Genomic DNA, 23,761 nt, shown 5'->3' with positions numbered 1-23,761 from the left:
ATCAGATCTCCTTCGCGCCGAGGCGGGCGAGCTCGGCGACGAACGCCTGCTCGGTCCAGTCGGAGCCGTCGGCCGGGCGGACGCCGGTCTCGTTGAGCGCGGCCACGACGCCGGGCAGGTCGTGCACGCCCCGGCCGTAGATCGCCTCCAGTTCGTCGGCGAAGGCATCCGCATAGCTCGTGGTGGGCCCGAGCCGGGTCTGCACCGGCTCCAAGGTCAGCGACATGTCGGTTCTCCTCCAGTGTTTTTCAACGGGACACCGGCACCCGGATCTTTGATGGGTCGTTTCGGAACGCGGCGCGGGAGTCCGGACTGCGGCGGGAACTCCCACAGAGGGCCGCCACCCACGCCCGTTGAAGAGACCTCCGCTAGTGCAGTGCCGCCCGGCCGAGGTCGGTCAGGGCCGCGGTCACGCGCCCGCCGCTCGCGCCGGACGGGGCCGCCCGCACCAGGCCGGTCCGCACCAGCTCCCGGGCGCTGCCCTGGTCGCAGCACGGCAACCCGTCGACGTACAGGTCGGGTTCGCAGCTGCAGGTGATCTCGGCCCGGCCACCGGCGACGGCCCGCAGCATGGCCAGCTGCCGGTGGTTGAGCACTGCGATGACGGTCATGGTCCTACTCGTTCACAAGTCCAGTACCAGCTCGGCCGAACGGCAGCGGGACACGCAGATCATCATCGTTTCCCCGGCATCCCGTTCCGCCTGGCTGAGCACGAAGTCGCGGTGCTCCGGCTCGCCGCCGAGCACCTTGGTCTCGCAGGTGCCGCACACGCCTTCCTGGCAGGAGCTCGGCACCGGCACCCCGGCGTCGGACAACGCGTCGAGCACCGAGACGTCCGGGCCGACGAACACCCGCGTGCCGGACGCCTTGCAGTCCACCTCGAAGCCTCCGTCCGAAGTGGACGGCTGCGCCTCCGGGGCCCGGAACCGCTCGACGCGCAGCACCGACGGATCGGGCAACGCCGCTTCTACCGCGCCGATCAGCGGTTCGGGGCCGCAGCAGTACACCAGCGCGCCGGGCGGCAGGTCGGCGAGTTCGGCACCGAGGTCCGGCGGCCCGCCGTGCTCGTCATCGGCGTGGACGCGGACCCGGTCACCACCGATCTCCTGCAGCTGCGACAGGAAGGCCATGCTCTCGCGGGACCGTCCGCAGTAGAGCATCCGCCAGTCGGCACCGCGGCCGGCGAGTTCGCCGGCCATGGCCCGCATCGGCGTCACGCCGATGCCGCCCGCAATGAGGAGGTGGCGCTCGGCGGGTTCCAGCGGGAAGTTGTTGCGCGGCCCGTCGACCGTCAGCAGGGTGCCCGCGGTCAACCGCTCGTGCACCCAGCTGCTGCCACCGCGCGAGTCCGGCTCGCGCAGCACCGCGACCGTCCAGCTGCGCCGGTCGGCCGGGTCGCCGCACAGCGAGTACTCCCGCGTCATCCCGTTGGCCAACCGCAGCGCCAGGTGCGCCCCCGGTTCCCACGCCGGGAGGTCGGCCCCGGCCGGATCGCGGAATTCCACCTGCACCACACCGGATGCCAGCCACGTCGTGCTGTGCACCCGAACCTCGTGCGCCATGCTCCTCACCTCGGGCCTTCCTCGACTGACGTCTGTTCTCCAATGCGGCGCCGACCGTCGGCGGCATGGACTTCGAAGCGGTCTCGGCTCAGTCGCGGGTGACGCCGTGCACCGGCGAGGTGGCCGGGTAGGTCGGCAGCTGCGGCTTCTGGGCGCCGATGACGACGCAGAACAGCGCGTCGGTGTCGCCGATGGCCTTCAGGCTGCGCGGCACCCCGGCGGGCACCCGGATCAGGTCGCGATAGCCGAGCACGCGGGTCGCGGTCTTGGTGCCGTCCTCGACGTCGTGGACGCTGACCTCGAGCCGCCCCTCCAGCACGAAGAACACCTCCTCCACGTCGTGGTGGGTGTGCTCCGGGCCGATCGCGCCCAGCGGCAGGCGCATGTTGGAGAAGGTGAAGTGCTCCGACGGCAGCGTGCGGCCGTCGCCCTCGTGGTTGCCGGTGGCGCCGGAACCGATGTAGCGGATCTGCGCGCGGCGGAACTCCTCGCCGGCCTTGGCCTGGAACGCGAGGGTGTCCCAGTCCTCGTGCCGGCTCTCCCGCGAAGCGATGCAGGAGTCGATCAGGTCTTCCAGGGCGGTGTTGGTCTTGGCGTCTGCAGCGCTCATCGGGCTACCTCCAGAATCTCTTAGCAGTAAGCGAGCGAGTGGTGAGCAGTACGAGCACGACGCTGTGACGGCCGCAACCCCCGGCGCAAAAATTCTTTCCAGATTATCTCGTTTTCGCAGCTAGATGCCCGTGGACCGAACGCGCTCGCGCCGCACCTTGTTGCCGCATTCATCTTAGTTCTAAGCTAACCAACCATCGTTGCTCAGACCTGGAGGTGCAGCATGACGAGTCCCGGGGTGCCGGACGAGATCCACGTCGCGGGCCGCTGGCGGCCCGGCCGCGGCAACCCGCTGGAGTGCGTCGACCCGGCCACCGGCGAGGTCATCGCGAAGATCACCGCCGCCGCACCGGAGGACGTCGACGAAGCCGCCCGCGCCGGGGCCGCCGCCGCGGCGGACCCGGCCTGGCGGGACCTGCTCCCGCACGAGCGCGCCCGGCTGCTCACCCGGGTCGGCGACCTGATCGAGCAGCACGCCGGTGAACTCGCCCTCCTGCAGACCCGCAACACCGGCAAGGCGCTGGCCGAGACGCGCGCGCTGGTGGGCAGCGCCGCAGGCACTTTCCGGTTCTACGCCGCAGCTTTGGAGACCACCGAGACCCCGCTGACCCCGCAGCGCGGCCCCTACCTGACGATGAGCGTGCCGGAGCCGATCGGCGTGGTCGGCGCGATCACGCCGTGGAACTCCCCCATCGCGAGCGATGCGCAGAAGGTCGCGCCGGCGCTGGCCGCGGGCAACGCCGTGCTGCTCAAGCCCGCCGAAGCCACCCCGCTGGTGTCGCTGGCGCTCGCCCGGCTGGTGGTCGAGGCCGGGGTGCCCCCGGCGCTGCTCTCGGTGCTGCCCGGCAAGGGGTCGGTGGTCGGCGACGCGATCGTCCGGCACCCGGCGGTGGGCAAGGTCTCCTTCACCGGCGGCACCGACACCGGCCGCGCCATCGGTCAACTCGCCGCGGCCAAGTTCATGCCGCTGACCAGCGAACTCGGCGGCAAGTCCCCGACGATCGTGTTCGACGACGCCGACCTGGACCAGGCCGTGGCCGGGGTCCTGTACGGGATCTTCTCCTCCACCGGGCAGAGCTGCATCGCCGGATCCCGGATCTTCGTGCCGGAGCGGATCTACGCCGTGTTCGTCGAGCGCCTGGTCGCCGGGGCGCGGCGGCTGCGGGTCGGCCCCGGCACCGACCCGGCCAGCCAGGTCGGGCCGCTGGCCACCTTCGCGCACCGCGACCGGGTGGCCGCGCTGGTCGACCGCGCTCGCGAGGAAGGCGCCAACGTGCTCTGTGGCGGCGGGATCCCCGACGATCCGGAGCTGGCGCGCGGCGCGTACTACCTGCCGACGCTGCTGGACGGGCTGCCCAACGACGCGCGCACGTGCCAGGAGGAGATCTTCGGCCCGGTCGGCGTCGTGCTGCCCTTCCGCGACGAGGACGACCTGATCGCCCGGGCGAACGACACGATCTTCGGCCTGGCCTGCGGGATCTGGACCCGGGACTACCGGCGGGCCTGGCGGGTGGCCCGGCGCATCGACGCGGGCACCGTGTGGATCAACACCTACAAGCAGTTCAGCATCGCCACCCCGTTCAGCGGGATGAAGGCCAGCGGCGTGGGCACGGACAAGGGCCGCGACGCGATCCTGCGGTACACCCGGCAGAAGAGCCTCTACTGGGGCCTCGACGAAGCCCCACTCCCCTGGGCCACCTGACCCGACGCCCCACCGGAGGTCGGCGGTTTCAATTGAAACTGCGGAGACCTCGGGCTCCGGGGGTTCGGAGGTCACCACGCGCGCCGCGGTGATCTCCCGGCCCTCGCCGGAAGATCACTCGCCGGCGCGCCTGGCCACCGCGTGGTCGAGGGAGCCTTCGAGCCTGCTGAGCAGGTCCGCGAGGCGCTCCTGCTCCGTGGCGGACAGGCCGCTGAGCATCTCGCGCTCGTTGGCGAAGTGGGCCTCGCTGACCCTGTCGGTGAAGGCGAGGCCTTCCTCGGTCAGCTGCACGTGAACGGTGCGCCGGTCGTCGGCGTCACGCTCCCGCCGCACCAGGCCGGCGGCCTCGAGCTTGTCGACGCGCTGGGTGATGCCGCCCGTGGTCACCAACGCGGCGTCGGCGAGCTCGCCCGCGGTGCGCCGGTACGGGCTGCCCGCCCGGCGCAGCGACGCGAGGATGCTGAACCCGGCCATCGTCAGGTCGAAGGACTGGAAGATCCGGTTCAGCTGGTCCTGGTAGCGGTGGTAGGCGCGGTGCAGACGGCCGAACACGGCCATGCCGGAAGCGTCGACGTCCGGAACCTCGCGCCGCCACTCCGCCAGCATGAAGTCGACCGCGTCCGGCCGGGACCGGTTGCGTCGGACCACCTTCGCCCACCACCCGAAACTCGACGAACAAGACGAACTAAGAATAACAGAGCTAAGAGAATTTCCCCCGGCGACCGCCGACCGAGACCGCAGTTCGAACAGTGCCACCAGGACCGAACCCGGGCGACGCGACGGACATGCTCGCCGAACCTCCAGCCACGAACCTCCAGCCACGATGCGCCGACCGCAAGACGCCTCGCGAGGCGCGAGCCACGATGCGCCGGCCGCCGCCCCCTGACCGGGGTTCCGCAATTTCAATGGAAATCGAAGGTCCGATTTCCATTGAAATTGCGGAAGTTGCCCACAGGTACCCCGGGTTGTCCACAGCCTCCGGCGTGTCGGGGCAGCCGTGTCGGGGCAGCCGTGTCGGGGCAGCCGTCCATCCTCTGAGGACCACCGAACGCGAAAGAAGCACCGGGACGGCAGGAGTGAGACCACGACGCCCCCGCTCGCGCAGGTTAACGCCGAGAGCAAGGTCGATTGGACCGTGAGCGTGGACGCGACGGTCAGGCCTGGAAACCGCAGCGGCGTTCGGCCAGCCGGGCGCGCAGCGGCGCGTAGTCGTGATCGGGGAACAACGTCGGGAAGACCTCGAGCATGATCTCCACGAACCGCCCGGAGACCTCGTGCTCACCGTCGTCGTCCAGCGAGACGTCGGTGAACAGGAACTGCCAACCGTAGGTGCCCTTCGTGATGCGCAACGCCTCGAGGTAGCCGGGGAAGTCGAGGTCCATCCGGCGGTAGCCCTTGGTCGTCGCGTCGAACCACAGCTCGGGGTTGGCCACGCCCGGCTGGATCCGCAGCATAGACAGGTGCCCGACTCCGGCATGCGGGGTTCCGTCGAAGCAGCGGAACCCGGAGTACAGCTGCAGCTCCTCGGGCGTGGGGTCGTACAAGCGCTCCACCAGCGGACCCGACTGGACCGCCCGGTGGATGTTGTGCAGGTAGAACTCCCCGGCGATGAGGCAGTCTTCGTCGTAGTCGGGGTCGGGATCGGGCACGTCCCACACCGCCGCAAGGCCGGAAAACCGCAGGTGGTAGGGCTTCAGCGACGGGTCCAGCGCGATGCCGTCCCGGTCGGCGAGTTCACCGAACGCCCGGTCGGCGTCCGCGTCGTCCAGCTGCCCCTGATCGGCGCTTTCCAGCCTGATCCCCGGGCAATTGCGCAATTCTTCCAGCACACCAAGCCACGTCGTCTCGTACGCGGTCAGCTCGCTCGTCATCGGTCCCTCCGGCTCGCAGCATTGGTGGTGTGTCGCCGGACTCCGATTCCGGTGATCAACTGCTGCGACGTAGTGCAGGAGCGGATGGTTCCACGCACGGCACTTCCCAACCGTCGACGACGTGCACCCAGAACAGTTCTTCGTCCTGGCCAATGGGCCAGAACGAGGACACGTTCGCGGCCTCTCAGTCGAGGCAGAACTCGTTGCCCTCGATGTCCTGCATCACGATGCACGACTCGTTGTCTTCATCGGCAAGCAGTAGTTGCACGCGCACCGCGCCGAGCGCGATCAGTCGTGCGCACTCGGCCTCGAGCGTGGCGAGGCGCTCTTCACCCACGAGCCCGGTGCCGGCCCGCACGCAGAGGTGCACCCGATTCTTGACGACCTTGCCTTCGGGAACGCGCTGGAAGTACAGTCGCGGGCCCTCACCTGAGGGATCCATGCAGACGAACGACGAACCCTGTTTCTCAGGCGGCAACGTGCGATCGTAATCGCCCCAAGTGGCGAACCCCTCCGGTGGCGGCGGCACGACGTACCCCAACACCTCGCACCAGAAACGAGCGACGCGCTCAGGTTCTGCGCAGTCGAAGGTGACTTGGAACTTCTTGATCGACGCCATCGGTCCACCATAGTGGCGCGTGCTGTGCACCGAGACCCCGGATGTCATCGCGGCCACGACCGACGGCGTCGAGCACCACGCCGGCGAGTACCTGGCCGGCCTGTAGTCATCGAGGTCGCCGACCTCGACGCGGCGACCGGCCGCTACGGCAGCGTCGAGGTGCGCCAGGTCGTCGAGCACTGAGGCCGGGAAGCACGGAGGGGTGGCAGGCCCCGACGGACCCGCCACCCCTCCTTTTGTCCACAAGGGACAGTGTGGCTACGACGCGATCAGGCCGTGGCCGGTTCCCGGATCGTGCGCAACTCCTCGTCGAGCAGGACCCACCGGGTGATACCGATCGATTCGAGGAACGGCATGTCGTGGCTGGCCACGATCAGCGCCCCTTCGTACGACCTCAGCGCCGCGACCAGCTGACGTGCGCTGGCCATGTCGAGGTTGTTCGTCGGTTCGTCCAGCATGAGCAGCTGCGGCGCCGGTTCGGCGAGCATCAGCGCGGCGAGGGCCGCGCGGAATCGCTCTCCGCCGGACAGCGTTGCCGCCTGCTGGTCGGCCCGCGCCCCCTTGAAGAGGAAGCGGGCCAGGCGGGCCCGGATCTCGTTGTTGGTCGAACCCGGCGCGAACCGCGCCACGTTCTCGGCGACGCTCAGCTCCTCCTGCAGGACGTCGAGCCGCTGGGGCAGGAAGCGCAGCGGTACGTGCGCGGTGGCCTCCCCCTCCAGCGGTTCCAGTTCCCCGGCGATGGTGCGCAGCAGCGTCGTCTTGCCCGAGCCGTTCCGGCCCAACAGCGCGACCCGTTCGGGCCCGCGCAGGTCGAACTCGCCCCGCACCCGCGCCCCGTAGCGCAGGCGCAGATCGCGCAGGGTCAGGACGGTTCGCCCGAGCGGCACCGCCGTGTGCGGCAGATCGACCCGGATCTCGTCGTCGTCGCGCACCGCCTCCACCGCCTCGTCGAGCCGCTCCTTCGCCTCGGCGAGCTTCTCCTCGTGCATGATGCGGTGCTTGCCGGCGGAGACCTGGGCCTGCCGCTTGCGCTCGCTCATCACGACCTTCGGCTCGCGCTTGGTGTCCCACATCTTCTGGCCGTACCGCTTCCGGCGGGCCAGCTTGATGTGCGCGTCGGCGAGTTCGCGCTTCTGCCTCCGCAGATCCGTCTCGGCGACGCGGACCATCCGCTGCGCCGCCTCCTGCTCGACGGCGAGCGCCTCCTCGTAGGCGGCGAGGTTGCCGCCGTACCAACCGATTTCGCCGTCCCGGAGATCGGCGATCTGGTCCACCCGCTGCAGCAGTTCGCGGTCGTGGCTGACCACGACCAGCACGCCCGACCAGTTCTCGACCGCCTCGTACAGCCGTCGCCTGGCGTGCAGGTCGAGGTTGTTGGTCGGCTCGTCGAGCAGCAGGACGTCCGGCCGCGTCAGCAGCAGCGCGGCCAGCCGCAGCAGCACCGACTCGCCGCTGGAGACCTCACCGATGGTGCGGTCAAGCCCGATGTGGCCCAGCCCGAGACCGGCGAGCATGGCCGCGGCGCGCTCCTCGACGTCCCAGTCGTCGCCGATCGTGGCGAAGTGCTCCTCGAGCACGTCACCGGCGTCGATGGCGTTGAGCGCGGCGCGGATCCCAGCTATGCCGAGGGCCTCGTCGACGCGCATCCTGGTGTCCAGCGCGATGTTCTGCGGCAGGTAGCCGACATCACCGGACACGCGGACCGCGCCGGCGGTCGGCGCGAGCTCGCCCGCCACCAGCTTCAGCAGGGTGGACTTGCCCGACCCGTTGAGCCCGATGAGGCCGGCGCGGCCGGGCCCGAACGCCGCCTGCAGCCCGTCGAAGACCCGGCTGCCGTCCGGCCAGGAGTAGCCGAGTTCGGTGCAGGTGATGGCGGAGATGCCAGGCAGGTGCGTGGAAGTAGACATGAGGGCCTCGCAGTTGCTCGAAGTAGCGGTGTGGGTGCAACGCGTTCGAGACGCCGCGAGCGACAGCAGGCGAAGCGGGAAACGCCGACTCACGGCCCGTTGTCGGGGCGGAGGCGGAGGAACGGCTCACATCGCAGAGGTCGCGACCGGGTCGGCGCTTCAGGAACGAGCGCGACGCGCGGCGTCTCAGGACCTCAGATGAGCAACGTTCCTCTCCAATCGACGGCAGCAGAAGCTCGGCTACTTTAAGGACACCTCGGGAAGAAAGTCAAGGAGAAAACGAACCTTCTTTCATCGGCACGAGCACGCGCAGCGAGGCCACCACGGCTCGCGCTCGTAGAGATCGAACCCTCGGGGAGAGCCCGCCGGGACGACAGGCCCTCCCCGCCGATCTCAAGTCGCTTCGACAGGCACCCAGCTCTGCTGTCCTGCCCTGCTTCTTCGGCGACAGCGCCCCTTCCGGCGGACCCACCGCCCAAAAAGGACATGCTCATCGGGCGGCCGAAGCGAGACCCCGAGGTTCGCCGGAGGCGGGACTCAGGCGTTTTCGGCCGGTTTGCCAGTGGCCCGGCCGCGGTCTAGCCGGTCTCCGAAGTGCTCGAGCAGGCGGCGGAGCTCGCCAGTGAGGTGTTGGTAGTCGGCCGGTTCGAAATCCGGGAGCAGCCGTGCCTCGTTGGCCAGGTGGAGCCGGAAGACGCGGTCGACGACCTCGATTCCGTGCGCGGTCAGGCGAACGCGCACCGAGCGGCGGTCACCGGGGTCCCGGACACGTTCGACGAGGTCTTTTGCCTCCATGCGGTCAATGCGGTTGGTGACCGTGCTCGAGGTGATCATCGCCGCCTCGAGCAGCGCTCCCGGGGTCAGCTCGTAGGGCGGACCGGACCGGCGCAGGGTGGTGAGGACGTCGAACTCCCACACCTCGAGACCGTGCTCGGCGTAGAAGTCCTTCAAAGCGCGGTCGAGGATGCGGGCGAGTCGTTGCACCCGCCCCACGATCGCCACGGGCCACAGGTCCTCTGCCAGCTCCGGCGCTTCGTCGCGCCAGAGGTCCATGATCATGTCGACGGTGTCGGCCACATCCACTCCTCAATAACTCGATGTCGAGAGACTTGACATCGAGATTGTCCTCCTGGTTTTATCTCGATGTCGAGATTACCTGATGGAGGAGGCAGTGACATGGTCGCCGTCGCAGACCTGGCGCCGGAAGCGCGCATCCGCGAACCAACGCCGCTGCGCGACGCGCTGCTCACCGCGATTGCGCCCGTGAGCTTCGGAACCGTCTACGTCGCAACCACTCTGCTGCTGCCGCCGGATCGGCCGTTGCTTGCCGCGGCCGCGCGTGCACTGCCCGCGGGTCTGCTCATCCTGGCGTTCACCCGGACGCTGCCGCAGGGAGCGTGGTGGTGGAAGACGACGGCGCTCGGGATGCTCAACGTCGGCGCGTTCTTCCCGCTGCTGTTCGTGGCCGTCTACCGGCTGCCCGGCGGGCTCGCCGCCACCTTCGGAGCGCTGCAGCCCCTCATCGTCGCGGCGCTGGCGGTCCCGCTGCTGAAGATCCACACTCCGCGTGCAGTGCTGCTCGCGTGCGTCGCGGTCGCGGCCGGTGTTGCGCTGATGACCACTACAGCTGCGACCATGCCGGACCCGGTCGGCATCGCCGCCATGCTCGCGGCGACCTCGCTGATGGGCATGGCGATCGTGCTCGGCAAGAAATGGGGTTCACCGGTTCCGGCGCTGACCATGACCGGCTGGCAACTCACCATCGGCGGGCTGGCGCTCACGCCGTTGACGCTCGTGACCGAAGGGCTGCCGACGACGTTCACCGCCGCGAACCTGCTCGGCTTCGCCTACGTCGGGCTCATCGGGACCGCGCTCGCCTACACGCTGTGGTTCCGCGGCGTGCAGCGTCTCGCGCCCACCTCGACATCGCTGCTGTCGACCGCGAACCCGCTCGTCGCCACGCTGGCCGGATTCGTCTTCCTCGACCAGACCCTCACCCCCTGGCAGATCACCGGATTCACCATCGCCCTCGTCGCGCTCGTCGTGGGCCAATCGATGAACAGGAGCTCGAAATGACCGCACCGGCAAAGGAATACCGCGTTCTCGCCCTCTCCGGGAGCCTGCGCGCCGACTCCTACAACACCGCGCTGCTGCGCGCGGCCGGCAAGTTCAACCCCGGCCCGATGTCCATTCAGATCTACGGCCTCGGCGATCTGCCGCTGTACGACCAGGACCTGGAACAAGGCCCGCTGCCGGCCGCGGTGCACGACCTGCACAAGTACGTCTCGCAGGCCGACGGGCTGCTGATCGCGACCCCGGAGCACAACGCGTCGATCCCTGCCGCGCTGAAGAACGCGATCGACTGGATGAGCCGCATGCCCGACGGGGCGGGCATGGCCGGCAAGCCGGTCGCCGTGGTCGGCGCCTCGCCTGGTGCGCTGGGAACCGTGCGCGCCCAGCTGGCCCTGCGCCAGATCCTCGGGAGCATCGGCGCCGATGTGCTCGCCAAGCCGGAGGTTCTCGTCTTCCGCGCCCACGAGCGGTTCGACGGAAACGGGATCCTGACCGACGAATTCACCCAGAACCTCCTGGTCGACCTCCTGGCAGAACTGGCCAGGCGAATCGGGCGAAGCGATTTGACCTGAAGTTAAGTCGAGGTCATAGCGTCCCGATCGATCCCGGTCGGGACGCCGCCTCGTTCGCGCGCACGCCACGACACCGGTTCAAGCTACGAGTTAGGGAAAAACCATGCCATCCAACGCCCCCGAGGCCCCTGTCCGGAAGGCCGGGCCCCGGGAATGGCTGGGGCTCGCCGTGCTCGCCCTGCCCACCCTGCTGATCTCCCTCGACCAGAGCGTGCTGTACCTGGCACTTCCCCACCTCGCCGAAGGGCTGCAGCCCACCGGCACGCAGACGCTGTGGATCATGGACATCTACGGCTTCCTGATCGCCGGCTTCCTCATCACCATGGGCACCCTCGGCGACCGGATCGGACGTCGCAAGCTGCTGATGATCGGCGCCTTCGCCGTCGGCATCACCTCGGTGGCCGCCGCCTGCTCCACCAGCGCGGAGGCCCTGATCATCACCCGAGCCCTGCTCGGCATCGCCGCCGCGACGCTGATGCCGTCCACCCTCGCCCTCATCAGCAACATGTTCCACGACCCGCACCAGCGCGGTCGCGCCATCGCGGTCTGGGCCAGCTGCTTCATGGGGGGCACGGCGCTCGGCCCGGTCATCGGCGGCGCACTGCTGGAGTTCTTCTGGTGGGGCTCGGTGTTCCTGCTCGGCGTGCCCGTCATGGTGGTGCTGCTGATCGCCGCCCCGCTCGTGCTGCCGGAGTACAAGGACCCCGATGCAGGCCGGATCGACCTGCTGAGCGTGCTGCTGTCGCTGGTGTCGATCCTGTCGATCATCTACGGGCTGAAGGAGCTCGCGCGCTACGGCTTCGCGCCGGTGCCGGTCGCCGCGATCGCTGTCGGCCTGGCCGTCGGCGTGGCTTTCGTGTCGCGGCAGGGCAAGCTCGCCCACCCGCTGCTCGACCTGAAGCTCTTCAGGGTCGGCGCGTTCACCGCCGCGCTGCTGATCCTGATGGTCTCGATGCTCGGGACCGGAGGCGGCTACCTCTTCATCACCGGATTCCTCCAGATGGTCGAGGGACTCTCACCGATGGCAGCGGGTCTGTGGATGCTGCCCGCGGCCATCGCCTCGATCATCGCCGCGCAGGTGGCACCGGTCTTCGCCAAGCACTTCCAGCTCAGCACCGTGATCGGGGTGGCCCTGCTCATCGGCACGGCCGGCTACCTGATGCTCGTCTTCGTCGACCCGGTCGGCGGGATGCCGCTGCTGATGACCGGTTTCGTGATCATCTTCATCGGCGTCGGCACCTTCGGATCGCTGGGCACCAACCTGGTCGTCGGGTCCGTCCCGCCCGAGCGGGGCGGCTCCGCGGCGGGCCTCTCCTCCATCAGCGGCGACCTGGGCAACGCGCTCGGCATCGCCACGCTCGGCAGCCTCGGCGCCGCCGTCTACCGCGACTCGATCGTGCCGCCGGCCGGAATCCCGGCCGACACCGCCAGGGCGAGCATGGAGGACGCGATCACCGCCGCCCGGGAGCTGCCCGCCAAGGCCGCCGAGGCCTTGATGACCGCCGCCAAGGAGGCCTACACCAGCGGGCTCAACACGATCGGACTCGCCTGCGCCGCCCTCACCGCGATCAGCGCGACCATCGCGATCACCATGCTGCGCAACCGCCGCGGAGCCACCCCGTCCGGCAACGATGCACCGCAGCAGGAAAGGGCAACCGAGGACTCCCTTCCGACCGCCTGATACGCGACGATGAAGAACGCCGGCCTCGTGGGCGAAGCCGGCGTTCTCCCCTCCCCGGCCGGATTCCTCCTCATCGGCAGAAGATGGTTGACGGATCACCCGAGTACCAGTGGCGTCGGCATCGATCCGGCTCAGCACCCAGCGCCCGGCGTCCGGGACCGCCACGGCGTCGCAGCGATAGGTGATCCGCACGCCTTCGGCAGGCAGCGGCGCCACGTCCGCAAGCCTGAACAGTTGTCCACATAGGACAGAAGCGTGTGATCACGAGTTCGGCGGTTGCCGCCCTCGCCCCGGACGGCCACGCCCCACGTGCCCTCCGAGACGGCCTCTTGGTCAGACCGCGAGTTCGGGGTAGTCGGTGTAGCCGCGATGGTCGCCGCCGTAGAAGGTCTCCCGGTCCGGGGTGTTGAACGGTCCGCCGGCCGCGAGGCGGCGGGGCAGGTCGGGGTTGGCCAGGAACAGCTCGCCGAAGGCGACCATGTCCGCGGTTCCGTCCCGGACGAGGCCGACGGCGTCCGGGCCGGTCACCCGCGGGTGCGTGAACGGGTTCAGGACGAACGCGCCGGGCCAGCTCTTGCGCAAAAGGCCCGTGAGGTCGGCGTCGGGGCCCTCGACCAGGTGCAGGTAGGCCAGGTCCAGCGGGGCGAGCCGGGCGACGAGGGCGGCGTAGGTCTGCGCCACCGCCGCCGGGTCCGTCTCGGCGATGTCGTTGAAGGGGTTTCCCGGGGAGATCCGGAAACCGGTCCGGCGGCCGCCGATCGCCTCGGCGACGGCCGTGGCCACCTCGGCGGCGAAGCGCACCCGGCCGGCGACCGAGCCGCCCCAGCCGTCGCCGCGCCGGTTGGTGTTCGGGGCCAGGAACTGGTGGACCAGGTAGCCGTTCGCCCCGTGGATCTCCACGCCGTCGAAGCCGGCGGCGATCGCGTTGCGCGCCGCAGCGGCGAATTCGGCGATCGTCCCGGTGATCTCCGCGGAGCTCAGCTCCTTCGGCGTGACGAAGTCCTGTTCGCCCTGGTGGGTGAACACGCGGCCCTTCGCCGCGACCGGCGACGGACCCACCGGGATCAGCCCGTCGGGCAGCAGGCTGGGGTGACCGATCCGGCCGGTGTGCATCAGCTGCGCGAACACGGTGCCGCCCGCCGCGTGGACGGCGTCGGTCACCTGCCGCCATGCGGCGACCTGCGCCGCGGAGTGCAGGCCCGGCGTGTCGGGATAGCCCTGGCCGACCACCGACGGCTGGATGCCCTCGGTGATGATCAAACCGGCGCTCGCCCGCTGGGCGTAGTAGGTCGCGATCAGCTCTGTGACGGTCTCCCCCGGCCCGTAGGCGCGGCTGCGCGTCATCGGCGCCATCGCGATGCGATTGGGCAGGCGCCTGCCGCCGAGATCGATGGGGTCGAATGCGGTCGTCATGCCGGTTTCCTCCCGAACGGCGAAGTGCTTCGCGGGTACTCGGAGCAAGCGATGAGGCCGGACGGCCGCGGACGGCCCGACCGCACCCCCAAAGCGGTTGGCGCGCAACGGACTCCGCACATCTCGTCGGCTGCCCCGATGGATCGACCGTAGAGCCGAGCGGCTGGATGAAACGTATCCTCGCGTCCAGGATTCGGTGCAGATCGTCCAGGATGAGGCCATGGACCCGATCGACGACCTCCTCACCACGATGAAGATGGAGAACTCGGGGTACGGGAAGGTGCGCGCGCACGCACCGTGGGGAATCTCCTTCCCCGCCGGGCACCTCGCCCGGCTCGTGCTGGTCTCCAGCGGGTCGAGCTGGCTCACCTCGGACGCCCTCGGCGAGCCGCAGCACCTGACGGCGAACGACTGCGTCCTGGTCCGGGCCGGTGTGGAGTTCGCGCTCCAGGACGAACCGGGACGCGACGTCGTCGACTGCGACGAGGTGTTCGCCCGGGCTACCGGCGCCACCGCGCGGATCGGGGGCGGCGGCGAGCTGACCGAGATCGTCTCCAGCCGGTTCACCTTCGACGCCGTGGCCGCCGAGCCGCTGTTCACGCTCCTGCCGCCGCTGTTCCGCCTGAGCCTGGACGACACCTCCGGCCGGCTCCTGCGCACCACGTTCGACCTCATCGCGCGGGAGAACGAGACGAGCGGGATCGGCACCGGCTTCGTCACGAACCGCCTGTCCGACGTGCTGTTCGGCCAGGCGCTGCGGACCTGCTGCGAGGCGGTCGGCCGCGACAGCGTCGGGTGGCTCGCCGCGCTGCGAGACCCGCAGCTGGCCGCTGCCATGCAAGCGCTGCACGAGGACCTGGCCCACCCGTGGACCGTCGACGCGCTCGCCCGCAAGGCGGGGATGTCGCGCTCGGCGTTCGCGGCCTTGTTCAAGGAGAAAGCGGGAGACACCCCGCTGGGCTACCTCGCGTCGTGGCGCATGTACCGGGCGAAGACGCTGCTCCGGGAGACGCAGCTGAGCGTTCAGGAGATCGCCGTCGAAGTCGGCTACGACACCGGTACGGCGCTCAGCCGCGCGTTCCTGCACAGGGAAGGCCTCGCTCCGGGGGCCTGGCGCAAGCTGTCCAGCGGATCCGGACCGGCCCCCGAGTGATCGGAGCGCGGCATCCGGGAAGTTCGGCCGAACTCGCCTCAGGGGGTCGTTTCAGAATGGCGGACGGCGGGACGCAGGGCGCCGGTTTCGCGCGAAAACGGCGCCCCACGTGAGGGCGGGATGGCGTTTTCGCGCGAAATCGCCACCGGCGTCAGGCCACCGGACGCCCTCGGGATGAGCCGGGCGGAGCCATGCCGAAACGGACTCCTAGGCGTCCGGATTCATCGGGCGGTGCACGTCGTCGTAGGCGGCGTCGGCCGCGTCGATCAGGCTCGCCCCTTCGGCCTGGAGGTCGGCGATGGCGGCATACCAGGTGTCGAGGGTGGCCTTGCACTGGCTGACCACCTCCTCCGCCGCCGGGCTCAGCGCGGCGCGCCGGTGGACCACGCCGAAGGGCACGGACACCAGCGGATCGGTTTCGATCACGACGGCACCGAGCCGCCGCGCCTGAACGGCCATCCGCAGCGGGAGGAAGGCGTGCACGCCGCCGCCGAGGACGAGCGTGAGCTGCGCGTGGCGATTGGGCATGCTCGCGATCAGCCGCGGCTCCACCCCCACATCCCGCAGCGCCGTAGCGACCCGGTCGTTCTCGCGCTGCGCGAGCGAGCAGATCGTCAGCGGCAGGTCGCCGAGTGCGTCGAGCGGCAGCCGCCCGGTCTGCGGCGCCGGCGAGCCCGGCGGCATCACCAGCAGCAACTGCTGCACCCCGAGCTCGACGAAGTCCAGACTCTCGACTGGAATCGGCCGCGTGGTGAACCCGAGCTCGTACCGGCCGGCGACGACCTCGCCGCACAGCGCCCGAACGCCGGCGGCCTCGGCGATGTCCAGCCGCACGTCCGGATGCCGGGCCCGGAACGAGGTGATCCAGGAGGCGACCGCGTCGCTGGACATCTCCGGCATCGTGCCGATGGAGACCGAACCCGCCTTGAGATCCCGGGCCCGGCTCATCGCGTCCCGGGCGGCCACGACGCCGTCGAGGATCGCCCGCGCCTTCGGGACCAGCAGCGTTCCCGCCGGGGTCAGCACGAGACTGCGCCGAGCCACGCGCTGGAACAGCTCCACGCCGAGCTCTCGTTCGAGCGCCTGGATCGCCTGGGAGAGCGCCGGTTGGGAAACGTAGAGGCGCTGCGCGGCCCGGTTCAGCCCCTCGTGCTCGACCACGGCCAGGAAGTACTCGATCTGGCGCAGCTCCATCGCCCCTCCTCCGATCGCCCGGGGCCGACGCGCTCCCGCTGACGAGCCCTAACGTACGCGGTAGCTGTCCGGCAGCAGCCCGTCCGCCGCGACCGACCGGATCATCGCGCGGCCCAGGTTCCGCTCGTGGATCGCGGAGGCGCCCTCGTAGATGCGCAGGGTGCGGACGTCGCGCCACATCCGGGGCACCGGGTGCGGCCCGACGATGCCTTCCCCGCCGAGCAGCTGCACGCACCGGTCGGCGACCCTGCCGACCATCTCCGAGCAGTACAGCTTCGCCGCCGAAATCCGCTGCCGGGGAACGGTTCCGGCGTCGAACGCGCGGGCGGCGTCCAGGACGAGGGCCCGCCCGGCCTCCATCTCCGAGTAGCACCGGCCCAGCTCGGCCTGCACGACGCCGAGATCGGCGAGCGGGGCGCCGAACTGGTGCCGCTCGCTGACGTGGCGGGTGGCCTCCTCCAGCATCCGGGTCGCCTGGCCGACGCAGGTCGCGGCGACGTGGAGCCGGGCGTGGTTGATCCCGCGCATCGCGGCCGCGAGCCCGGTGCCGGGCACCCCGCCGAGCAGCCGGTCCTCGGCGACGACCACCGACTTCAGGTCGATCTCGGCGACGGGGCCCTCGGCGTGGCCGTTCATGAGGTCCGGGATCCGGGTCGACACGCCGGGCGCGGTCCGGTCCACGATGAACGCGGACACCTCGGCGCCGTCGGTGCGCGCGAAGACGAGGAGCGTGTCCGCCCAGTGGGCGTTGGTGATGTAGCGCTTCGACCCGTCCAGGACCCAGCCGTCGCCGGTGCGCCGGGCGACGGTCTGCACGTTGGTCGCGTCGGAACCGGCCTCCGGTTCGGTCAGCGCGAACGAGGTCACCTGCCGGCCGGCCGCCATCTCCGGCAGCATCTCGCGGCGCTGGTCCTCCGTGCCGTGGCCGAGGATCGCCTGCGAGCAGAGCCCGATCACGGTCGAGAAGCGGGATCGGTACACGCACGACGCCCTGGTGAACTCGAGCGTCAGCAGCACCTGCTGCTCCATGGTCCAGCCGAGCCCGCCGTAGGCGGGCGGGATCGAGATGCTGAACAGCCCGAGCTCGGCCATGCGTCGCACGATCGCATCCGGGACCTGCCCGGCGGCGACCATTTCGGCCTCGGCGGGGATCAGCTCGTCGTCGGTGAACGCGGCGATCGTGCGCAAGTACGCGTCGAAGTCGGGCTTGCCGGCGGCGCGGGTCATCGTTTCTCCATCTCTGGTCGCGGTTGCTCCGGCAGGGCGACGACGCCGTCGTCGGCCAGCCGGTCGATCTCGTCCTCGCTGCGCCCGAGTTCGCGCAGCACGTCACGGGTGTGGGCGCCCAGCCGGGGTGCGGCCGACGTCCGGCCGCGGGCCGCCCCGTCGACCCGGAAGGGCGCGGCCGGGGCGTCGATCCCGAGCTCGTCCAGCTCGACGACCAGGCCCGATGCGGCGAGGTCGGCGTCCTTCACGAGCTCGTCGAACGACCGCACCGAGCCGCACACGATCCCCCGCGAGGCCAGCAGCGCGATCGCCTCGGCGCGGGTGAGGTGGCCGAGGGCTGAGCTCAGGACTTCCTTCAACGCCAACCGGTTCGCGACTCTCGACCCGTTGTCCGCGAAGCGCGGGTCGGTCGTGAGCTCCGGCCTGCCGATCGCCGAGCACAGCGCGGCCCACTTGGTCGCGGTGTAGGCGGAGACCACGACGGCGCCGTCGACGGTCTGCACGAGATCCGCGGCGGGCGCCACCGCGGGCTGGCCGTTGCCCGTCCGCCGGGGCGCCTCGCCGGTGAGGCGGTAGCCCGTCCACTGCGCCGCCTGGGCCGCCACCACCGCTTCCATCAGCGAGGTCTCGACGACCGCGCCGTTGCCGGTCCGGCCGCGCCGGACCAGCGCGGCGAGCACCCCGGACGCCAGGGCGTTCGCGGCCAGCACGTCGGCGACGGTGAATCCGACGCGCTGCGGTTCGCCGTCGGCATCGCCGGTGGTGTGCATGATCCCGAACTCGGCCTGGGCCGCGATGTCCAGCCCCGCTCGCCCCGCCGAGGGGCCACGGGTTCCGAACCCGGTGACGAACCCGTAGACGAGGTGCGGGTGGCGCGAACGCGTCCGCTCCGGCCCGATGCCGAGGCGTTCGGCCGAGCCGTGCCGGAAGTTGTGCAGCAGCACGTCCGATCCCGCGCACAGCTCGTCGAGGACTCGGAACCCCTCGGGATGCCGCAGGTCGATCGCGATGCTGCGCTTTCCGCGGTTGTTCGCGTGCAGCATCGCTTGGCCGAACGAGCCGACGGATCGCGCCTGGTCGCCGGTGGGGCTCTCCACCTTGATCACCTCGGCGCCCAGGTCGGCCAGCTGCTGGCCGGCCCCGGGAGCGGCGATGTACTGGCCCAGGTCCACCACCCGGATCCCGGTCAGCGGTGCCTCCATCACGAAGCCCTCCTCATCGCGGTCTCGGCCTCCAGGGTCCGGCGGGCGGCCTCCGGATCCAGCAACCGCGCGCCGATCACCGCGAACGCGCAGATGGCGATGCCGACGACGAGGAACCCGTTCGAATAGCCCTCGGACGGCGTCGGTCCGGCTTGGACGATGAGCCCCAGCGCGTAGGGGGCGACGATTCCCGCGATGCTGTAGAACCCGATCACGCACCCGAAGAACGCGGTCCGCTGGCGCTGCGGCAGGAAGTCGGAGGCGCCCGCGAAGGCGACCGAGAACGCGACGCTGTTGATGGAGAAGGTGCAGATCACCAGCACCAGCTGGAGCGTTCCCGGCCCGACCAGCGCGAACGCGATCATGCTCAGCCCGGCGAAGACGATCAGCGCGCCGCTGAGGTGACCGCGCGCGGCCCGGGAGCTCCAGCCCCGCGCGAGGAGCCGGCCCGATAGGTATCCGCTGGCGACGAGGACGACGACCGCCGTGGCGTAGGGCGCGGTGACCAGCCATCCGACGGTGGTCGGCGCGTAGCCGAGGCCTTCGCCGAGGAACGCGGGCAGCCACGAGACCTTCAGCGAGGTGATGAGGTAGCCCGCGAACGACAGCAGGCTGAGCCCCCAGAAGCTGGGCAGCCGCAGCAGCCGGAGGAACGGCACGTCGATGTGCCCGTTCGGGTCCGCCTCCGCCGCGGCCGCGGTCGTCGGGCGCTTCCGCAGCGGCTGCCGCTCGACGTAGCACAGCCAGACGACCAGCCAGACGACGCCGACCGCGATCAGCACGAGGAACGCGGCGTGCCAGGAGTACGAGACGATCACCCACGTCAGCACCGGCGCGGAGATCAGCGGGCCGACCGAGGACCCCGCGTTCACGATCGACCCGGCGAACGCGCGCTTCTCCTTCGGGAACCGGTCGGCGACGACGCTCTGGCACAGGGCGTGCGCCGGTCCCTCGAAGAAGCCCAGCACGATCCGGGACACCAGCAGCACCCCGAACGTCGTAGGGACCGCGAGCGGCAGCATGCTGGCGATCCAGGTGAACATCAGGATGGCCGCCGCCCACTTCGCGGAGATCCAGCGCATGGCGGCGGACAACCCCACCGCGCCGACGGCGAACAACCAGAAGAACGCGCTGCCGACCAGGCCGAAGTCCCCGGCGGTCAGGCCGAGGTCATGGCGGATCTGCTGCGCCGCCAACCCCACTGCCGCCTTGTCCGCGAAGTTCAGCGTGAAGAAGGCGAAGAGCAGGATGACGACGCCCCAGGCCTTGCGGTCTGGGCGTGGGAGTACCGGTGACACCACCGGCGTCCCGATTTCGGCTGATGCCATGTGACCCTCCGTCACGGCCTTGACCTCGTTGACAAGCGCTGCGCCGCAACAACTCCACCGGTGATCTGCGGCACCAACAAGGCCGAATCCCGAGTCACGCTTATAGCCAGAGCCGATAATCCGCGCGACGCGCTCTCCCACCGCACGTGTGGGACGTGACGGCTTGGGACGAAGGACGGCGATTTCGCGCGAAATCACCATCGGCCGGGCGCCTTCGGGACGAGCTTGCCCGAAGCCTTTCCGAAACGCCCCCTCGGCATCGAGGACGCAAGATCAGCAGAGCTGGATCGAGACCACGTCCACAAGAGACCAACGGGCGTGAAAACCAAGGGAAAGCGGGGAAATCAGCGTCGCCGGTCGCCGTGGTTCGGCTCAGGGCAGGTCGGGCCAGCCGCGCGCGAGGTGGGAGAACGCGATGTCCAGGGCCGCTCGCGGGTCGGGCTCCGTGCCCGCGAGATCGGGGATTTCCAGGACGTAACGGGCCAGCAGGCGCAGGGCGAGGTCGTCCGCGTCGCGGCCGGTTTCCTCGGCGATGACGCGGGCCAGCGCGGCTTCGCAGCTCGTCCACAACGTCCGGGCGTAGGCGCGCAGGGCCGGGGTGGCGACCACGAGTTCGGCGACGCGCCGGGCCTCGGGTCCGGGGTCGGGGGCGAAAGGGCCTCGCGTGGCGAGGAAATCGCGCAGGGCATCCAGGACCGAGCCGCCCTCCGGGCGATTGCGAACGGCCGCCGCCAGGGCCGCCTCGCGTTCTCCGGCGTCGCCGAGGACCAGCGCTTCCTTCCCGCCGGGGAAGTGCGCGAACAGCGTCGACACCGCCGTGTCCGCCGTGTCGGCGATCTCGGCGACGGTGACCTTGTCGAAGCCCCGCTCCAGGAACAGCCGGCGCGCGGCCGCCGAGAGTGCCTGGCGGGTGGCGGCCTTCTTGCGTTCACGCCGGTCGGACACCCGCGCCGGAGTCTGTGCCATGCCTCGATGCTACCGGCGAGCAGAGCGACTCCAAAAACGAAGTCATTGCAAAGTCGGAACGACTTCGATTTACTTGAGCGAGACGCCGCACCCCGAAACCACACCGAGCCCACCGGAGCCGCCATGCCGCCCACCGCCCAGACCGCGCAGTGGGACGTCCGCCGGCCACCGCGCGCCGACGGGAAGACCTTCCTGGTGACCGGCGCAAACGCGGGGATCGGGTACTTCGTCGCCGAGCAGCTGGCCGGCACCGGGGCGACCGTCGTCCTCGGCAGCCGCAACGGCACCAAGGCGAACGCCGCGATGGCATCGATCCGGTCCCGGATCCCCGATGCGCGCGTGCGCCACCTCCGCCTGGACCTCTCCGACCTCTCCTCGATCAAGTCCGCCGCGGACGAGCTGGACGCGGACGGACTCGACGCGATCGTCTGCAACGCCGGGGTACTGCTGGACGGACCGCAGCGCCAGGAGACCGCGGACGGCCACGAGCTGACGTTCGCCACCAACCACCTCGGACACTTCCTGCTGGTCGGACACCTGGCGCCGCTGCTCGCCGCGCGCGCGGGCCGCGTGGTCACCACCGGCAGCTTCGTGGCGAAGTCGGCAAGCCTGGACCTCGCCGACCTGCAGAGCACGCGGGACTACGAGCCCAAACGCGCCTACGCGCGGTCGAAGCTCGCGCAGATGCTGTTCGGCTTCGAGCTCGACCGCCGCCTGCGCGCCGCCGGCGGGGCGGCGCTGAGCGTGGTGAACCATCCCGGTGGCGCGCTCGACTCCCTCACCCCCTCCCGGCCGCCCGTCTACATCCGGACCACCGGTCAGCGGTTGCGGGGACTGCCCGCCGGTCTCGCCTTGCAGGGCAAGGAAGCCGGCGCGTGGCCCGCCGTTCGAGCGGTCCTGGATCCATCCGTTCGCGGTGGCCAGCTGTGGGGACCTCGCATGTTCGGGCTTCGCGGCGCGCCTCGCAGCGAAGCCGTTCAGGGCCCGCTCGCCGACGCCGCGCTCGCCGCAGGCGCGTGGGCCGCCAGCGTGGACCTCACCGGCATCGACCCCTTCGAGGCCGTTCCAGGACCGGCGAAGCACGGGCGGTAAGCACGCCCTGCTCCGTCGACATTGGACAGTTCGCGAAGGCCCAGGCATCGCGAGCAATCTCAAGAAAATGTGACACATTTCACGTCCGTTTTGTCCGTTTACCGGGTGCCCCCGGCCCGGCATGATGCACGCGCCAATCGCTCAACAGTGAGGAAAAAGCGCGTGGAAAACACTCGGGATACCGGGTCGTGGCGGGAGCTCGGCGGTCATCTGAGCACCGCGGTCGTGCTGGCCGGCGGGGTGCTCGTCGGCGCGGTGAACATCTACGTGGCGGCGAGCCTGCTGCCGACGGCGGTCGGCGACATCGGCGGCGAGCGGCTGTACGCGTGGAACATGACGGCCTTCCTGATCGCCCAGGTGGTCGCGACGATGTTCGTGGGCCGGCTGCTCTCCCGGCGCGGCGATGTCGGCTCCTACCTGATCGGCTTCGGCGTCTTCGCCGGCGGTTCGCTGGTCTGCGCGGTGGCCCCGGCGATGCCCGTGCTGCTGGTCGGCCGCGGCATCCAGGGCCTCGGCGCCGGACTGCTGGCCGGCCTGGGATTCGCCATGATCCGCTCGGCGCTGCCACCCCACCTGTGGTCGCGCGGCAGCGCGTTGGTCTCCGCGATGTTCGGCGTCGGCAACTTCGTGGGCCCGGCGCTCGGCGGGCTGTTCGCGCAGTTCGGTTCGTGGCGGCTGGCTTTCGTCGTACTGGCCGCCGTCTCGGTCGTGATGGCGGCGTTCGTGCCCAGGGCGCTCCCGCGAAGCGAACGGGACGAGCACGCGACCCCGGTGCCGGTGCGTTCGCTGGTGCTGGTCGTCGCGGCCGTGGGGGCGGTGAGCGTCGCCGGAATCCTCTCGAACGCCGCCGCGATGACGGCGTTCATCCTGCTGGGGCTCGTGTTGGTCCTGGCGTTCCTGGTGGCGGAGAAGCGCGCGGAGGTGCGGGTCCTGCCGCGTTCGACGTTCCAGTCCGGCTCGGCGTTGCGGTGGGTCTTCCTGACCATCGTGCTGCTCGCATCCGGTGTCGCCGTGGAGACGTTCCTGCCGTTGTTCGGCCAGCACCTGGGTGGGCTGCCGCCCGTGGCGGCGGGATTCTTCGCCGCAGCACTGTCTTTCGGCTGGTCGGCGAGCCAGATCGCGAGCTCCTCGGCGAGCCGGGAACGCACGACCCGGCGACTCCAGGTCGCCGGCCCGGCCGCTCTCGCCGCCGGGTTCGCCGTGCTCGCCCTGCTGCAGCACGACGATGCGCCGCTGGTCGTAGTCCTCGCCTGGCTGCCCGTGCTCGTCGCCGGTGGCGCGGGAATCGGCATCGCCATGCCTCACCTGTCCGTCGCCGCCATGGCCAGCACCGATGATCCCGGCGAGGGGCGGAAAACCGCCGCCGCTATCGCGACGGTGCTGACGATATCGACGGCCTTCGGCGCGGCGGTCGCCGGACTCCTGGTCAACCTGGGCGCGCCGTCGATGGTCGCGTCCGCCCGCTACCTCCTGATCGGGTTCGCCGCCATCGCCGCCCTCGGGATCTTCACCGCGCGACGCGCCAACGACGTCGCGCGCCGCCAGGAGAAAGCAGGCTCCCCCCGATGACCGAACCGACAGCACATGACA

At 70.4% G+C, this 23,761-nt stretch carries 22 protein-coding genes; 7 read left to right on the top strand and 15 right to left on the bottom strand.

Annotated features, from left to right (window positions below; all coding sequences use genetic code 11):
• Position 1 precedes the first annotated feature (1 nt).
• The 4 genes from E1288_RS16285 to E1288_RS16270 form a co-directional block, all read right to left on the bottom strand.
• Positions 2–226, bottom strand: a complete 225-nt coding sequence (locus E1288_RS16285) for a recombinase-like helix-turn-helix domain-containing protein (protein ID WP_132485905.1) — start codon at positions 224–226, stop codon at positions 2–4.
• Between the two features lie 142 nt (positions 227–368).
• Complete coding sequence (locus tag E1288_RS16280; RefSeq protein WP_132485903.1) at positions 369–611, bottom strand: hypothetical protein; 243 nt, start codon at positions 609–611, stop codon at positions 369–371.
• A gap of 12 nt (positions 612–623) precedes the next feature.
• Complete coding sequence (locus E1288_RS16275) at positions 624–1,562, bottom strand: PDR/VanB family oxidoreductase (protein WP_132485901.1); 939 nt, start codon at positions 1,560–1,562, stop codon at positions 624–626.
• An 88-nt stretch (positions 1,563–1,650) separates the two neighbouring features.
• Positions 1,651–2,172 carry a cupin domain-containing protein gene (locus tag E1288_RS16270; RefSeq protein ID WP_132485899.1) on the bottom strand — a complete coding sequence of 174 codons (522 nt, stop codon included), beginning with the start codon at positions 2,170–2,172 and terminating at the stop codon, positions 1,651–1,653.
• Between the two features lie 222 nt (positions 2,173–2,394).
• Between E1288_RS16270 and E1288_RS16265 the strand changes: the two genes are divergently transcribed.
• Complete coding sequence (locus tag E1288_RS16265; protein ID WP_132485897.1) at positions 2,395–3,873, top strand: aldehyde dehydrogenase; 1,479 nt, start codon at positions 2,395–2,397, stop codon at positions 3,871–3,873.
• Between the two features lie 114 nt (positions 3,874–3,987).
• On the opposite strand, the gene E1288_RS16260 is transcribed toward E1288_RS16265, so the two are convergent.
• The 5 genes from E1288_RS16260 to E1288_RS16240 all read right to left on the bottom strand — a co-directional run bounded on the left by E1288_RS16260 (position 3,988) and on the right by E1288_RS16240 (position 9,347).
• Entirely contained in the window at positions 3,988–4,521 is a 534-nt protein-coding gene (locus E1288_RS16260; protein WP_235883588.1) for a MarR family winged helix-turn-helix transcriptional regulator, read from the bottom strand.
• Between the two features lie 506 nt (positions 4,522–5,027).
• The gene (locus E1288_RS16255) at positions 5,028–5,744 is read right to left on the bottom strand and encodes a hypothetical protein (protein WP_132485895.1); all 717 of its coding nucleotides are present in this window, start codon (positions 5,742–5,744) and stop codon (positions 5,028–5,030) included.
• A gap of 184 nt (positions 5,745–5,928) precedes the next feature.
• Positions 5,929–6,363, bottom strand: a complete 435-nt coding sequence (locus tag E1288_RS16250) for a VOC family protein (RefSeq protein ID WP_132486041.1) — start codon at positions 6,361–6,363, stop codon at positions 5,929–5,931.
• Between the two features lie 269 nt (positions 6,364–6,632).
• Positions 6,633–8,270, bottom strand: coding sequence for an ABC-F family ATP-binding cassette domain-containing protein (locus E1288_RS16245; protein WP_132485893.1), 1,638 nt, complete (start codon positions 8,268–8,270; stop codon positions 6,633–6,635).
• Between the two features lie 537 nt (positions 8,271–8,807).
• On the bottom strand, positions 8,808–9,347 hold the full coding sequence (locus tag E1288_RS16240; RefSeq protein ID WP_132485891.1) for a MarR family winged helix-turn-helix transcriptional regulator: 540 nt from the start codon (positions 9,345–9,347) through the stop codon (positions 8,808–8,810).
• A 99-nt stretch (positions 9,348–9,446) separates the two neighbouring features.
• On the opposite strand from E1288_RS16240, the gene E1288_RS16235 reads away from it, so the two are divergent.
• The 3 genes from E1288_RS16235 (at position 9,447) to E1288_RS16225 (ending at position 12,596) form a co-directional block, all read left to right on the top strand.
• Complete coding sequence (locus tag E1288_RS16235) at positions 9,447–10,346, top strand: EamA family transporter (protein ID WP_132485889.1); 900 nt, start codon at positions 9,447–9,449, stop codon at positions 10,344–10,346.
• Positions 10,343–10,915: an NADPH-dependent FMN reductase gene (locus E1288_RS16230; RefSeq protein ID WP_132485887.1), complete on the top strand. Its 573-nt coding sequence runs from the start codon at positions 10,343–10,345 to the stop codon at positions 10,913–10,915. Before E1288_RS16235 ends, E1288_RS16230 begins: the two co-directional genes overlap by 4 nt.
• A gap of 103 nt (positions 10,916–11,018) precedes the next feature.
• Positions 11,019–12,596 (top strand): MFS transporter, encoded by a 1,578-nt coding sequence (locus tag E1288_RS16225; protein ID WP_132485885.1) that lies wholly within the window; start codon positions 11,019–11,021, stop codon positions 12,594–12,596.
• A 333-nt stretch (positions 12,597–12,929) separates the two neighbouring features.
• Here the strand turns inward: E1288_RS16225 and E1288_RS16220 are convergent, their stop codons facing one another.
• The gene (locus E1288_RS16220) at positions 12,930–14,009 is read right to left on the bottom strand and encodes an alkene reductase (protein ID WP_132485883.1); all 1,080 of its coding nucleotides are present in this window, start codon (positions 14,007–14,009) and stop codon (positions 12,930–12,932) included.
• A 220-nt stretch (positions 14,010–14,229) separates the two neighbouring features.
• Between E1288_RS16220 and E1288_RS16215 the strand changes: the two genes are divergently transcribed.
• On the top strand, positions 14,230–15,162 hold the full coding sequence (locus E1288_RS16215) for an AraC family transcriptional regulator (RefSeq protein ID WP_132485881.1): 933 nt from the start codon (positions 14,230–14,232) through the stop codon (positions 15,160–15,162).
• Positions 15,163–15,369: 207 nt separating this feature from the next.
• Here the strand turns inward: E1288_RS16215 and E1288_RS16210 are convergent, their stop codons facing one another.
• The 5 genes from E1288_RS16210 to E1288_RS16190 form a co-directional block, all read right to left on the bottom strand.
• A complete protein-coding gene (locus tag E1288_RS16210; protein ID WP_132485879.1) occupies positions 15,370–16,356 on the bottom strand; it encodes a LysR family transcriptional regulator in 987 nt (328 codons plus the stop codon).
• Positions 16,357–16,404: 48 nt separating this feature from the next.
• The gene (locus tag E1288_RS16205; RefSeq protein ID WP_132485878.1) at positions 16,405–17,583 is read right to left on the bottom strand and encodes an acyl-CoA dehydrogenase family protein; all 1,179 of its coding nucleotides are present in this window, start codon (positions 17,581–17,583) and stop codon (positions 16,405–16,407) included.
• Positions 17,580–18,785, bottom strand: a complete 1,206-nt coding sequence (locus E1288_RS16200) for a CaiB/BaiF CoA transferase family protein (protein WP_132486039.1) — start codon at positions 18,783–18,785, stop codon at positions 17,580–17,582. The genes E1288_RS16205 and E1288_RS16200 overlap by 4 nt, the downstream gene beginning before the upstream one ends.
• Positions 18,785–20,113: an MFS transporter gene (locus E1288_RS16195; RefSeq protein ID WP_132485876.1), complete on the bottom strand. Its 1,329-nt coding sequence runs from the start codon at positions 20,111–20,113 to the stop codon at positions 18,785–18,787. The genes E1288_RS16200 and E1288_RS16195 overlap by 1 nt, the downstream gene beginning before the upstream one ends.
• A gap of 372 nt (positions 20,114–20,485) precedes the next feature.
• Positions 20,486–21,079 (bottom strand): TetR/AcrR family transcriptional regulator, encoded by a 594-nt coding sequence (locus E1288_RS16190; RefSeq protein WP_132485874.1) that lies wholly within the window; start codon positions 21,077–21,079, stop codon positions 20,486–20,488.
• A gap of 123 nt (positions 21,080–21,202) precedes the next feature.
• Between E1288_RS16190 and E1288_RS16185 the strand changes: the two genes are divergently transcribed.
• Together E1288_RS16185 and E1288_RS16180 are read left to right on the top strand one after the other, a co-directional pair.
• Positions 21,203–22,171, top strand: coding sequence for an SDR family NAD(P)-dependent oxidoreductase (locus E1288_RS16185; protein ID WP_132485872.1), 969 nt, complete (start codon positions 21,203–21,205; stop codon positions 22,169–22,171).
• A gap of 162 nt (positions 22,172–22,333) precedes the next feature.
• Positions 22,334–23,740: an MFS transporter gene (locus E1288_RS16180; RefSeq protein WP_132485870.1), complete on the top strand. Its 1,407-nt coding sequence runs from the start codon at positions 22,334–22,336 to the stop codon at positions 23,738–23,740.
• Positions 23,741–23,761: the final 21 nt, after the last annotated feature.

The sequence above is a fragment of the Saccharopolyspora elongata genome (genome assembly GCF_004348985.1).
GTDB classification, from domain to species: Bacteria; Actinomycetota; Actinomycetes; order Mycobacteriales; family Pseudonocardiaceae; genus Saccharopolyspora; species Saccharopolyspora elongata.
Note: the sequence above shows the minus strand (reverse complement) of the source record. Positions and strands in the feature narration are given on the sequence as shown.

Excerpts from the sequence above, each read along its gene's own strand:
- E1288_RS16285 (WP_132485905.1), bottom strand. The coding sequence starts at position 226 with ATGTCGCTGACCTTGGAGCCGGTGCAGACCCGGCTCGGGCCCACCACG.
- E1288_RS16280 (WP_132485903.1), bottom strand. The coding sequence starts at position 611 with ATGACCGTCATCGCAGTGCTCAACCACCGGCAGCTGGCCATGCTGCGG.
- E1288_RS16275 (WP_132485901.1), bottom strand. The coding sequence starts at position 1,562 with ATGGCGCACGAGGTTCGGGTGCACAGCACGACGTGGCTGGCATCCGGT.
- E1288_RS16270 (WP_132485899.1), bottom strand. The coding sequence starts at position 2,172 with ATGAGCGCTGCAGACGCCAAGACCAACACCGCCCTGGAAGACCTGATC.
- E1288_RS16265 (WP_132485897.1), top strand. The coding sequence starts at position 2,395 with ATGACGAGTCCCGGGGTGCCGGACGAGATCCACGTCGCGGGCCGCTGG.
- E1288_RS16255 (WP_132485895.1), bottom strand. The coding sequence starts at position 5,744 with ATGACGAGCGAGCTGACCGCGTACGAGACGACGTGGCTTGGTGTGCTG.
- E1288_RS16250 (WP_132486041.1), bottom strand. The coding sequence starts at position 6,363 with ATGGCGTCGATCAAGAAGTTCCAAGTCACCTTCGACTGCGCAGAACCT.
- E1288_RS16245 (WP_132485893.1), bottom strand. The coding sequence starts at position 8,270 with ATGTCTACTTCCACGCACCTGCCTGGCATCTCCGCCATCACCTGCACC.
- E1288_RS16235 (WP_132485889.1), top strand. The coding sequence starts at position 9,447 with ATGGTCGCCGTCGCAGACCTGGCGCCGGAAGCGCGCATCCGCGAACCA.
- E1288_RS16230 (WP_132485887.1), top strand. The coding sequence starts at position 10,343 with ATGACCGCACCGGCAAAGGAATACCGCGTTCTCGCCCTCTCCGGGAGC.
- E1288_RS16225 (WP_132485885.1), top strand. The coding sequence starts at position 11,019 with ATGCCATCCAACGCCCCCGAGGCCCCTGTCCGGAAGGCCGGGCCCCGG.
- E1288_RS16220 (WP_132485883.1), bottom strand. The coding sequence starts at position 14,009 with ATGACGACCGCATTCGACCCCATCGATCTCGGCGGCAGGCGCCTGCCC.
- E1288_RS16215 (WP_132485881.1), top strand. The coding sequence starts at position 14,230 with ATGGACCCGATCGACGACCTCCTCACCACGATGAAGATGGAGAACTCG.
- E1288_RS16210 (WP_132485879.1), bottom strand. The coding sequence starts at position 16,356 with ATGGAGCTGCGCCAGATCGAGTACTTCCTGGCCGTGGTCGAGCACGAG.
- E1288_RS16205 (WP_132485878.1), bottom strand. The coding sequence starts at position 17,583 with ATGACCCGCGCCGCCGGCAAGCCCGACTTCGACGCGTACTTGCGCACG.
- E1288_RS16200 (WP_132486039.1), bottom strand. The coding sequence starts at position 18,785 with ATGGAGGCACCGCTGACCGGGATCCGGGTGGTGGACCTGGGCCAGTAC.
- E1288_RS16195 (WP_132485876.1), bottom strand. The coding sequence starts at position 20,113 with ATGGCATCAGCCGAAATCGGGACGCCGGTGGTGTCACCGGTACTCCCA.
- E1288_RS16190 (WP_132485874.1), bottom strand. The coding sequence starts at position 21,079 with ATGGCACAGACTCCGGCGCGGGTGTCCGACCGGCGTGAACGCAAGAAG.
- E1288_RS16185 (WP_132485872.1), top strand. The coding sequence starts at position 21,203 with ATGCCGCCCACCGCCCAGACCGCGCAGTGGGACGTCCGCCGGCCACCG.